8 protein-coding genes and 1 pseudogene are annotated in these 11,153 nt (G+C 68.9%); 5 read left to right on the top strand and 4 right to left on the bottom strand.

The window, feature by feature from the left end:
• Window positions 1-3: 3 nt before the first annotated feature.
• Window positions 4-801 (bottom strand): annotated as a pseudogene (locus tag ACMGEZ_RS12225) (RecB family exonuclease); the annotation flags it as partial.
• A 1,837-nt stretch (window positions 802-2,638) separates the two neighbouring features.
• Between ACMGEZ_RS12225 and trxA the strand changes: the two are divergent.
• Together trxA and rho are read left to right on the top strand one after the other, a co-directional pair.
• Window positions 2,639-2,971: a thioredoxin TrxA gene (gene trxA / locus ACMGEZ_RS12220; RefSeq protein ID WP_068686060.1), complete on the top strand. Its 333-nt coding sequence runs from the start codon at window positions 2,639-2,641 to the stop codon at window positions 2,969-2,971.
• 189 nt (window positions 2,972-3,160) lie between these two features.
• Window positions 3,161-4,426, top strand: coding sequence for a transcription termination factor Rho (gene rho, locus ACMGEZ_RS12215; protein ID WP_068686058.1), 1,266 nt, complete (start codon window positions 3,161-3,163; stop codon window positions 4,424-4,426).
• Window positions 4,427-4,441: 15 nt separating this feature from the next.
• Here the strand turns inward: rho and ACMGEZ_RS12210 are convergent, their stop codons facing one another.
• Window positions 4,442-5,503, bottom strand: a complete 1,062-nt coding sequence (locus ACMGEZ_RS12210; RefSeq protein ID WP_436822525.1) for an oxidoreductase — start codon at window positions 5,501-5,503, stop codon at window positions 4,442-4,444.
• 155 nt (window positions 5,504-5,658) lie between these two features.
• On the opposite strand from ACMGEZ_RS12210, the gene ACMGEZ_RS12205 reads away from it, so the two are divergent.
• The 3 genes from ACMGEZ_RS12205 (at window position 5,659) to ACMGEZ_RS12195 (ending at window position 9,081) form a co-directional block, all read left to right on the top strand.
• Window positions 5,659-5,928, top strand: a complete 270-nt coding sequence (locus ACMGEZ_RS12205) for a type B 50S ribosomal protein L31 (RefSeq protein WP_436822524.1) — start codon at window positions 5,659-5,661, stop codon at window positions 5,926-5,928.
• Window positions 5,929-6,013: 85 nt separating this feature from the next.
• Entirely contained in the window at window positions 6,014-7,744 is a 1,731-nt protein-coding gene (locus tag ACMGEZ_RS12200) for a hypothetical protein (RefSeq protein ID WP_436822523.1), read from the top strand.
• Entirely contained in the window at window positions 7,741-9,081 is a 1,341-nt protein-coding gene (locus ACMGEZ_RS12195; protein ID WP_436822522.1) for an MATE family efflux transporter, read from the top strand. The genes ACMGEZ_RS12200 and ACMGEZ_RS12195 overlap by 4 nt, the downstream gene beginning before the upstream one ends.
• On the opposite strand, the gene phoR is transcribed toward ACMGEZ_RS12195, so the two are convergent.
• On the bottom strand, window positions 9,065-10,405 hold the full coding sequence (gene phoR / locus ACMGEZ_RS12190; protein ID WP_436822521.1) for a phosphate regulon sensor histidine kinase PhoR: 1,341 nt from the start codon (window positions 10,403-10,405) through the stop codon (window positions 9,065-9,067). The two genes, ACMGEZ_RS12195 and phoR, sit on opposite strands and share 17 nt — an antisense overlap.
• A gap of 40 nt (window positions 10,406-10,445) precedes the next feature.
• Entirely contained in the window at window positions 10,446-11,138 is a 693-nt protein-coding gene (phoB, locus tag ACMGEZ_RS12185; protein WP_436822520.1) for a phosphate regulon transcriptional regulator PhoB, read from the bottom strand.
• Window positions 11,139-11,153 lie beyond the last annotated feature (15 nt).

Below are 11,153 nucleotides of genomic sequence, written 5' to 3'. Positions count from 1 at the left end.
CCCGCGTGCGCCGCAATGCTCACACACCTGCCCTTCCCCCAGCGCAGGCAGCGCCGCGCCGCGCCCGATGCGCGCGAGATCGTCCATCACGCCGCCCACCAGGGCATCGCGAGCGGCGATCACATCGGTCTGCTCGACGGTGCGCGTGCCGGAAGCCTTCTCGCCGACGTTGACGTAGGCCGCGCGCAAGCCGTCGTCGGGGAAGAGCGCAGCGTAGAAGGCCAGTTGGGTGTCCTCCGTCGGGTCCTTGACGCGATCGCGGGTCTTGTCGACGGACTCGGTCTTGTAGTCGATCACGAAGGCGCGGCCGTCGCCGGTGGCATCGACGCGGTCCAGCCTGCCGACCAGCTTCACGCTGCCCAGCGACAGCTCCTTCCACGGCTCCGACTCGACGAAGACGGCGCCTTCGTCATGCTCGTGCACGGCGAGCCAGGCGAGATAGCCGTCGCGCACCGCGGGCCAGGCCGCTGCGAAAGGCAGGAACTCGGCCTGCGAGAGGCCGAACTCGCGCGTGGCCTCCTGCTCGGCTGCCGCCATCAGGGCGAGCCGCGCATCGAGGTCCGCATCGGGCGTCTGCTTCAGCGCCTCATGGAAATGGCCCAGCACTGCGTGCAGCCAATTGCCGAAATCACGCTTGTCGACCTCGGCGTCGAGCTCGTCGCTGCTGCGCAGGCCCAGCTGGCGCATTGCGAAGAAGCGATAGGGGCAGCGGCGCAGGTCCTCGTAGGCAGTGGAGGACAGTGTCGCGGGCAGCAGCGCGTCACCGTGGGGCTGCGGCCGCGGCGTGGGCTGCGCGGCCATCTGCAGCGCGATGCGCGGCTCCGCAGCCGCAGCTGCGGCGTGCTCCAGCTGCAGCATCTGCAGCAAGGCGCTGGGGCGCACGGGCTCGCCGCTGGCATCGAAGCCGCGCCACAGCAGATCGCACCGTGGCGCACGCAGGGCTATGCCCCAGGCGGCGCGCTGGGCCGCCTCGATCGCCTCGCGCGCAGGCAACGCGAGGGCGAGGCGCTGCGCCGGCGTCCAGTCGCCGGGAGGCTCTGGCGATGCGGGCAGGCGCTGGTCGTCGCAGCCCGGCAGCACGACGGCACCGAAGGCGCGGCCCAGCATCTGGTGCAGCGGCAGCACCACGACCCGCGGGTGTTCCTCGTCGGCTGGCAGTCGCACGCTCGCGGCCTCGAGCACGTCGCGCACCCAGGCGCTGAACTCCACGAGCGTGCAGCGGGTGCCGCGGATCTCGCCGTCGGCGTCGAGGTAGAGCGCGGCGATCAGCTCGGCGCCGACCACGTCCTCGCGCAGCAAGGGCCACTGGCCACCGGCTTCGAGCAGCGCACGCGTGGCCTCGAGCCACTCGCTCAAGGGCCTGGCGCGGGCCAGGGTCATGCGCAGCGCCTCGATCTCGTTGGTGAAGGCCAGCAGGTCCTGATCGCGCGGGTGCTCGCTGGACGCAACGAAGGAACACCAGCCGCGCCAGTCGCGCATGCCGCGCTCGCGCAGGCGCGCCTCCAGCGCGCGGATGGCGCGGGCATCGAGGGCCGCGGCGCTCTTGAGCCAGTCCAGCACCTGGTCGCTCGAGGCATCGTGGGCGCAGGCGCGCAAGGCGCTCATCACCGTGGCGGCGGCGCGCGTCGTGGAAAGCTTCCAGCCGGTCTCGTCCTGCGGCTGCACGCCGTGGGCGATCAGCTGGGCGCTGATGCGACGCGTCAGGGCGCGGTCGGTGGCCACCAGCGCCACGGGCACGCGACCTTCAGAAAGATGGCGCAGCACGCAGGCAGCGGCGCGCTGGGCCTCGTCCTCGGGGTCCTCGCAGGGGTGCAGGTCCGCGATGCAGGCCGGCGCGGACAGTGTCGCCAGCGGCAGGCGCAGCGCGCGCTCGCCGAACAGAGCCGCGAGCTTGTTGACCAGCGGATCGCTTTGCAGGCCTTCGAGCACGATGATCTGGTCGACCCGGGCCAGCACGCCATCTGCCAGCAGCACGTCGGTCGCATAGCCGGAACTGGCGGCCCACGCCAGCGCGATGCCGTTGAGTGCGCTCTCGGTGTCGAACCACTCCGAGCCGCGGCCTGCCGTCAGGGCCTCGCGCACACGTTGTGCCCAGCCGGCGCGAGCGTCGGGAAGCTCGGCCGCGGCGAGCGGTGCGAGCTGCAAGGCGATTTCAACCAGGCGGCCCGCCAGCGCGTTGCGCGCGGCACCGAAGCCGGCGCGGGCGAGCAGCGACTGCGCCGTGAGCAGGTCACGCGCCATGTCGAAGGCGATGTCGTCGCCACCCGGCACGAAGCCGCCCACGCTGCGCGCCCAGTTGCGCGTGGTCTCGAAGCGCGGCGCGAAGCCCGGGGCGCTGCAGGCGGCCCACATCGCGCGCGCCACCTGCATCAGCTGCGCGTAAGGCACGAGCACAACGGTGCGCGCGGGGTGCACTCCGCGCTCGGCCAGCAGGCGCGATATGCGGGCGACCAGGCCCTCGGCCGGGTCGCACCAAAGAGCATGCGCGGGGTGGCGCTCGGAAGGGTTCATCGGGGGTTCTTGTAGGGCTTTGGCTATCGCGGCCATAGCATGCGCGCCGACCACGGCATCACTTGGTTTCTGTCACAATGGCCCGCACTTTAGCTGCACCATCATCCAGCCCAGAAGGACCCATCCCATGGCCAGCGAACTCATCAAACACATCTCCGATTCCTCTTTCGAGGCTGACGTTCTCAAGTCCGGCAAGCCTGTGCTCGTGGACTACTGGGCCGAATGGTGCGGTCCCTGCAAGATGATCGCCCCCATCCTGGACGAAGTCTCCAGCACCTACGAAGGCAAGCTGCAGGTCGCCAAGATGAATGTCGACGAGAACCGCGACATCCCTGCCAAGTTCGGCATTCGCGGCATCCCGACGCTGATGCTGTTCAAGGACGGCCAACTGGCAGCGACCAAGGTCGGCGCGATGAGCAAAGCCCAGCTCACCGCCTTCATTGATCAGCAACTCGCCTGAGTGTTCCCCCGGGGCTGCCGCGCGCAAGGCGCTGGCAGCCCTTGTCGTTTTTCCTGTCATAATCTTCGCAGTTCACCGGCCCTTCTTTCTGGCAGCCGGTTCGAGTTCCCCGGTTTGTGAGGCCTCCTCGCCTCTCCTCAAACCTCCCCCCTGGTTCTTTCCGACAGTTTCCCCGTAAGGGGTCGTTCCATGCACTTAAACGAACTCAAGGCACTCCACGTGTCTGAAGTCTTCAAGCAGGCTGAAGCCCTGGAGATCGAGAACACCGGCCGCATGCGCAAGCAGGAGCTGATGTTCGCGATCATCAAGAAGCGGGCAAAGGCAGGCGAGCAGGTCTTCGCCGATGGCGTGCTCGAGATCCTGCCGGACGGCTTCGGCTTCCTGCGCAGCCCGGACACCAGCTTCACCGCCAGCACCGACGACATCTACATCAGCCCCAGCCAGGTGCGGCGCTTCAACCTTCACACCGGCGACCTGATCGAGGGCGAGGTGCGCATTCCCAAGGACGGCGAGCGCTACTTTGCGCTGACCAAGCTGGACAAGGTCAACGGCGGCGCGCCCGAGGCGAACAAGCACAAGGTGATGTTCGAGAACCTCACGCCGTTGTTCCCCAAGGAGCTGATGCGCCTGGAGCGCGACAACTTCAAGGGCGAGGAAAACATCACCGGCCGCATCATCGACATCATCGCGCCCATCGGCAAAGGCCAGCGCGCACTGCTGGTGGCGCCGCCAAAGAGCGGCAAGACGGTGATGATGCAGCACATGGCGCACGCGATCAGCGCCAACTATCCCGAGGTCCACATGATGGTGCTGCTCGTCGACGAGCGGCCCGAAGAAGTGACCGAGATGCAGCGCACGGTGAAGGGCGAGGTCATCGCCTCGACCTTCGACGAGCCTGCAGCACGCCACGTGCACGTGGCCGAAATGGTGATCGAGCGCGCCAAGCGCCTGGTCGAGCTCAAGAAGGACGTCGTGATCCTGCTGGATTCGATCACCCGCCTGGCCCGCGCCTACAACAACGTCGTGCCCTCCTCGGGCAAGGTGCTGACCGGCGGCGTCGACTCCAACGCGCTGCAGCGCCCCAAGCGCTTTCTCGGCGCGGCGCGCAACGTGGAGGAAGGCGGCTCGCTGACCATCATCGGCACCGCGCTGATCGACACCGGCAGCCGGATGGACGAAGTGATCTTCGAGGAGTTCAAGGGCACCGGCAACTCCGAGATCCACCTGGACCGCCGCCTCTACGAGAAGCGCGTGTTCCCCTCGATCCAGCTCAATCGCAGCGGCACCCGCCGCGAGGAATTGCTGCTGCCGCCCGAGATCCTGCAGAAGACCCGCATCCTGCGCCAGCTCATGTACAACATGGACGAGATCGAGGCGATGGAGCTCATGCTGAAGAACATGAGGGCCACCAAGACCAATGTCGAGTTCTTCGACATGATGCGCAGAGGCGGGTAAGGCTCGCCCGAAAGATCAGCGCGTCGGCAGGGCGCGACCTTCGGCGCCGCTCTGGCGGCCGAGGTCCAGGAGCGCCATGAGTTCGACGGCCTGCTCCGGCGTCACGGGGTTCTCGCCCTTGCCGAGGATCGCATCCCGCACCGCAGCGTAGTAGGCCACGTAGTTGCCGGCCAAGGTCGGTACGTTCCTCCGCTGGGCTTGGCCGTCCTCGGACGGCAAGGTCAGCTCGCCATCCAGGTTGTCGGCGCCCCACCCTTCCCGGCCGGGCTTTCCACCGGCACGCAGCGCGTCCTCCTGCGGATCGACTCCGCGCTTGACGTAGCTGCCGCGCGTGCCATGCACGACGTAGCGCGCAGCGGCATGAGCCGCCAGCGTGGTCGCGTGCAACACCACGCGCAGCGGGGCATGCGTGCCGCTTTCGTAGCGCAGCACGGCGTGAAAGTAGTCCTCGACGAGCGCCCCGTCACGCAGGCAGGCGGTGTCGAGCTGCAGCGTGTCGGGCCGCCCGAAGAGCTGCACGGTCTGGTCGAGCAGATGCGAGCCCAGGTCCACCCAAAGGCCGGCGCCCGGCACCGGCTGCTCGCGCCAGCGCTCGCGCACCTGGGGACGGAAGCGGTCGAAGTGCGATTCGAAATAGACGGGCCTGCCAAGTTCGCCGCCGGCGAGCAGCGCCTTCAGCGTCAGGAAGTCCGAATCGAAGCGGCGGTTCTGGTAGACCGACAACAGCCGGCCCTGCCGCTGCGCAAGTGCCGCAAGTTCCCGCGCCTGGGCTGCATCGAGGGTGAAAGGCTTGTCGACCACCACATGCTTGCCTGCGACCAGCGCGGCCTTGGCTACGGGATGGTGCTGCGCATTGGGCGTCGCCACCACGACCAGGTCGATGTCGGAACGCCCCAGCAGCGCCGCCGCGTCGGGCACCACGTCGACATCGGGCCATTCCTCATGGACCTTGTGCGGCCGCGAACTGGCCACTGCCGCCAGCTGAAGCCCAGGCACGGCCGAGAGCACGGGCGCATGGAAAGTCTGGCCGGCGAAACCGAAGCCGACCAGGCCGGCGCGCAAGGGGCTTGAACTCATGGCGGGAAATGGGGCTGGCGCCCAAAAGGACCAGTATGCGATAATCGTGGGCTCCGCGAAAAGTGCAGCCCGGCGCCGTGCCGGAGGAACGCATCCCCCGAAGTCTCCAGAGGCGTTCGAACTTGTGGCTCTCGCATCGACCAAAGGAAAAAATCATGGCTAAAGAAGGCATTCATCCGAACTACCGCGAGGTCCTGTTCGTCGACCTGTCGAACGGCTTCAAGTTCGTCACCCGTTCCTGCGTGAACACCAAGGAAATGGGCAAAACCGACGACGGCCGCGAGCTGCCCCTCTTCAAGCTCGACACCTCGAGCGAGTCGCACCCCTTCTACACCGGCACCCAGAAGTCGGTGGACAACATGGGCGGTCGTGTCGAGAAGTTCCGCAACCGTTTCGGCAAGACCGGCGCTCCTGCCTCCAAGTAAGGCAGGCGCTTCCGAGTCAAGGGCAGCCCGGTTTACCGCGCTGCCCTTTTTCTTTTAGTCCACTTCCACCCAGACGCCCTTTCCGTTGAACCACCCGACGCCAGCGATCGTTGCCCAGAGCGCCGTGCGCCGGCTGCCGCGCATCGCCCTCATCCTGCTGTGCGCGGCCTACCTGATGCCCGGCCTGGTCGGGCGCGGACCCTGGAAGAGCGCGGACATCGTCTCCTTCGGCTACATGGCCGAGTTGGCGCGCAGCACCGAAGGCCTGGCCCGCTGGCTCGATCCCATGCTGCTGGGCCTCAGGCCCGAGACGCCGGCGTTGATCCCCTACTGGATCGGCGCCTGGGCAATCAAGATCGCGCCTGTCTGGGTGCGCCCCGACCTCGCGGTCCGCATCGCTTTCGCGCTGCTGCTCTGGGGCACCTTCATGGCCACCTGGTACGCGGTGTACTACCTCGCGCGCACCACGCAGGCACAGCCGGTCGCCTTCGCCTTCGGCGGCGAGGCGCGTCCCACCGACTACGCCCGCGCCATCGCCGATGGCGCGCTGCTGGCGCTGATCGCCTGCCTGGGCCTTGCCCAACTGGGGCATGAGACCACCCCGGCGCTGGCCCAGCTCTTCTTCACCTCGCAGCTGTTCTACGGCGTGGTGGCCCTTCCCTACCGCCGCGTCGGTCCGATCGTTGCCCTGGTGGTCGGCGCGGCCGGCATGACGCTGAGCGGGGGCCCGACGGTCGGGCTGGCGCTGGGCATCGGCTGCGTGACCTTCCTTGTCCTGGACCGCCGGCGCGGCGCCAGCGAGCAGACACCCGACGACGAGCCCACCTATTCCGCGGGCGCCATCGGCACGATCTTCGGCGCAACGCTGCTGGCCGGGCTGCTGGCTGCCTGGCTCGGCCTGCTGCAGTGGAAGATCGAGCTGCCCGGCAGCCAGCCCGGCACTCGCGTCTGGAGCGAGGTACGCAGCCAGGCCAAGCTGCTGCTGTGGTTCACCTGGCCAGCCTGGCCGCTCGCGCTGTGGACCCTCTGGCGCTGGCGCCGGCAATTGACGGCGCGCCACGTCGCGCTGCCGCTGTGGTTCGCCCTCGTGCCGCTGGCCGCCACCTGGACCACCAATTTTTCCGAGCGCTCGCTGCTGCTCGCCCTTCCGGCCTTCGCGACCCTGGCAGCCTTCGCCTTGCCGACCTTCAGGCGCAGCGTCGCCGCGCTGATCGACTGGTTCACGTTGCTCTTCTTCAGTGTCTGGGCCATCGTCTTCTGGGTGATCTGGGTCGCGATGCAGACCGGCTTCCCGGCCAAGACGGCTGCCAATGTGGCGAAGCTGGCGCCCGGCTTCGTCCCGCACTTCTCCGCCACCGCATTCGTGTTCGCCATCGCTGCCACGCTCGCCTGGGCCTGGCTGGTGCGCTGGCGCACCGGCCGGCACCGCGCGGCGCTGTGGAAGACGCTGGTGCTGCCGGCCGGCGGCGCGGCCCTGTGCTGGATGCTGGTGATGACACTGTGGCTGCCGGTGCTGGACTACGCGCGCAGCTACGCACCGCAGGTGCGCGCCATTACCGAGCGGGTCGGCCAGCCGAGCTGCATGTCCGAGCTGGCGCTGGGCCGGGCCCATATCGCGGCCCTGCGGCACCACGGGCAGATCAACCTGCAGCCGCTGCTGGGCGGCCCGAGTTGCCCCTGGCTGGTCGTGAGCCCGGAAGCGATCGGGCGCCTGCATACGCTGGTCAACCTCGAGAGCTGGCGGCTCATCGGTACTCTGCGCCGGCCCACCAGTCCCAGCGACGACCTGCTGCTCTATCAAAGAACCGGGCCTTGAGCAGCGAACGGCGAGTCATCGCGCGCCATGCTGCGACGGTTCTGGCCGGCCAGTTGGCCGTGATGGCCTTCGGCGTGACCGACACCATCGTGGCTGGCCGCTATGCCGAAGGCGCGCTGGCGGCGCTGTCGGTCGGCTCGGCCATCTTCGTCAGCGTCTACGTGTCGCTCCTGGGGGTGCTGCAGGCGCTGCTGCCGGTCTGGGCCGAACTGCACGGCGCGCAGCGCACGGCGGAAGTCGGCCGCTCCGTGCGCCAGTCGCTCTACCTGTGCGCCTTCGCGATCGCCCTGGGCATGGCGATCCTGTTCTTCCCCGCACCGCTGCTGCGCTGGGCCGAGGTGCCGCAGGCCATGCGCGCCGACGTGGAAGCCTATCTGCAGGTCCTGGCTTTCGCGCTGGCGCCGGCGCTGCTGTTTCGCGTGTTCAGCACGCTCAACCAGAGCCTCGGCCAGCCGCAACTCGTGACCTGGCTGCAGCTGGCCTCGCTGGCGCCGAAGCTGGCCCTGTCGATCTGGTTCACCTTCGGCGGCGCCGGCGTCCCGGCCCTGGGTCTGGTGGGCTGCGGCTGGGCCACGCTGGCGGTCAACTGGGCGATGCTCGCCTGCGCGGCATGGCTGCTGCGCAGCCGGCCGGTCTACCGCGACTACCGCATCTGGCGTCGCATCGAGCCGCCGGATTGGCGCCGGCTCGGCCAGTTCGCTCGGCTCGGCATCCCGGCCGGCCTCGCCGTGCTGGTGGAGGTCACCTCCTTCACGCTGATGGCGCTGTTCATTGCCCGCCTGGGCACCGCCGCCTCGGCCGCCCACCAGATCGCATCGAACCTCACGGCCGTCGCGTACATGGTGCCGCTGTCGATCGCCATCGCCACCAGTGCGCGCGTGAGCTTCTGGCTCGGCGCGGGCGATGAAGCACTGGCGCGGCGCGCCTGTGTCCGCGGCTTCCAGCTGGCCCTTCTGGGCGCCCTGCTGTTCGCCGCGGCCATGGTGCTGCTGCGCTGGCGCCTGGCCGCCGTCTACTCCGCCAACCCGGCGGTGGTGGCGCTGGGCGCCACGCTGCTGCTGGCGACCGCCGCCTACCACCTGGCCGACGCCGTGCAGACGCTGTGCGTCTTCGTACTGCGCTGCTACCGCGTCACGGTGATGCCGCTGGTGCTGTACTGCACCCTGCTCTGGGGCGTCGGCCTGGGCGGCAGCTACGTGCTGGCCTATCGCGGCATCGGGGCCTGGCCCGCGATGCAGTCGCCATTGGCCTTCTGGCTCATGAGCGCGCTGGCGCTGGCGCTTGCGGCGGTGCTGCTGCTGGGGCTGCTGTGGTTGACGCTCAGGCAACGGCGCTGAGGGCGGCAGCCTGTCGCAGCCGCGTGACGGGGAACAGCAGCGCAAAGCGCGAGCCCTTGCCCACCACGCTCTCGATGCGAAGCTCGGCGCCGTGGCGTTGCGCCACGTGCTTCACGATCGCCAGGCCCAGGCCGGTTCCGCCGGTCTCCCGCGAGCGGCTGCGATCGATGCGGTAGAAGCGCTCGGTGAGCCGCGGGATGTGCTCCGCCGCGATGCCGGGGCCGCTGTCGCGCACCGCGTACTCGCCACGGCCATCGGGCAGGAGCCGCCAGCTCACCGCCACCTCGCCGCCGCCGGGCGTGTAGCGGATGGCATTGCTCAGCAGGTTGGACATGGCGCTTTGCAGCTCGGTGGCCGCACCGGCGATCTCGGAATCCGCTTCGAGCACGAAGCTCAGCTTGTGCCCCTGCGGGGCCAGCCGCATCGAAAGGCCGCGGGCCTCGTCCTCGCACTGCGCCATCAACGCCCGCACGCGCGTCCAGCGGTTCGAAGGCGGCGCCGCACCGCCTTCCAGGCGTGACAGCGTCAGCAGATCGTTGACCAGCGTCTCCATGCGGTGCGACTGCTGGCCCATGAGCGCCAGATAGCGCGACCGCTCCTCCGCGTCCAACGGCAGGTTCTGCAAGGTCTCGACGAAGCCGGCGAGTACCGTGAGCGGCGTGCGGATCTCGTGCGAGACATTGGCCACGAAGTCGCGCCGCATCGCCTCGGCCTGCTCCAGGGAGGTGATGTCGCGCGTCAGCAGCATGCGGCGGTTGCCGGCGTACGGATGCACCTGCACCGACAGCCGCACCGGATGGCCGCGATGGGCGTGGATCTGCGAGGGCGCGTCGATCACCACGTCGCGGCTGTAGTTCCACGAAGCCAGGTAGGCCACGAAGGCAGGATCGCGCACCAGGTTCGAGAGATGCTGCAGCAGGTCGCGCTCGGCATCGATGCCGAACTGGCCGGCGGCTGTCTGGTTGCACCACTCGATGCGGCCCTGCTCGTCGAGCAGCACCACGCCGTTGGGCGAGGCCTGGATGGCGGCCAGGAACTCCTGCAGCCGGTCCTCGGCCTGTCGGGTCTGCTGTTCACGGGTGCGCAGCAGCTTGCGGATGCGCTCGGCGATTTCGCCCCACACGCCCGAACCGCGGGACGGCAGGCCGCTGGCGTCGTTGCGCAGCACCTGCAGAAGCTGCCGGGCGCGCCAGGCATCGAGCCCGAGCCACACCACCGCGCCCAGCCATGCGCCCAGCCACAGATAGTGAAGCCCGGCCAATGCTGCGGCGATGGCGGCTCCGAGGATGGAAGCTGTCAGGAAAGTTGCGATACGAAACGGCATGCCCGCCCATTGTGCCGCCGGCTGCTCGCCGGCGAGCCCTTCACACCGTGACCTGGGCCGTGAGTCTATAGCCCGCGCCGCGCACGGTCTCGACCATCGGCGCCGCAGCGCCGAGCGACTCGCGCAGGCGCTTGACGTGCACATCGACCGTGCGCTCCTCGATGTAGACGTGATCGCCCCACACCTTGTCCAGCAGCTGGGCGCGGCTGTGCACGCGCTCGGCGTGCTGCATCAGGTAGCCCAGCAGCTTGAACTCGGTCGGCCCCACCTTCAGCGGCATGCCTTGCCACGTCACGCGGTGCGTCGCGGTGTCGAGGACCAGCTCGCCGATCTCGACGCGCTCGGTCACCACCTCGGGCGCGCGGCGCCGCAGCACGGCGCGGATGCGGGCCAGCATCTCCTGCGTGGAGAAGGGCTTGGTGATGTAGTCGTCGGCTCCCGCGTCGAGCCCGGCGACCTTGTCGGGCTCGTCGCCGCGCGCCGTCAGCATGAGGATCGGCATGCTCTTGGTGCGCGGGTCCTTGCGCCACTGGCGCGCCAGTTGGAGGCCGCTCTGGCCCGGCAGCATCCAGTCGAGCAGCACGAGGTCGGGCAGATAGGCGTCGATCTCGCGCTGCGCCGCCGCGCCGTCCTCCGCCCAGATCGGCTCGAAGCCGTTGTGGCGCAGGTTGACGGCGATCAGCTCAGCGATCGAGGACTCGTCTTCGACGATCAGGACGCGGGGTTTCTTCATTGATGGAAATGAAAG

Origin of the sequence: Variovorax stachyos (assembly GCF_051400855.1) — a bacterium.
Taxonomy (GTDB): domain Bacteria; phylum Pseudomonadota; class Gammaproteobacteria; order Burkholderiales; family Burkholderiaceae_C; genus Variovorax.
This window is presented reverse-complemented; position numbering and strand designations above follow the sequence as displayed.

Bases quoted from the DNA above. Each gene is read 5' to 3' on its own strand.
- ACMGEZ_RS12210 (WP_436822525.1), bottom strand. From the start codon at position 5,503: ATGAGTTCAAGCCCCTTGCGCGCCGGCCTGGTCGGCTTCGGTTTCGCC.
- phoB (WP_436822520.1), bottom strand. From the start codon at position 11,138: ATGAAGAAACCCCGCGTCCTGATCGTCGAAGACGAGTCCTCGATCGCT.
- trxA (WP_068686060.1), top strand. From the start codon at position 2,639: ATGGCCAGCGAACTCATCAAACACATCTCCGATTCCTCTTTCGAGGCT.
- ACMGEZ_RS12205 (WP_436822524.1), top strand. From the start codon at position 5,659: ATGGCTAAAGAAGGCATTCATCCGAACTACCGCGAGGTCCTGTTCGTC.
- phoR (WP_436822521.1), bottom strand. From the start codon at position 10,405: ATGCCGTTTCGTATCGCAACTTTCCTGACAGCTTCCATCCTCGGAGCC.
- rho (WP_068686058.1), top strand. From the start codon at position 3,161: ATGCACTTAAACGAACTCAAGGCACTCCACGTGTCTGAAGTCTTCAAG.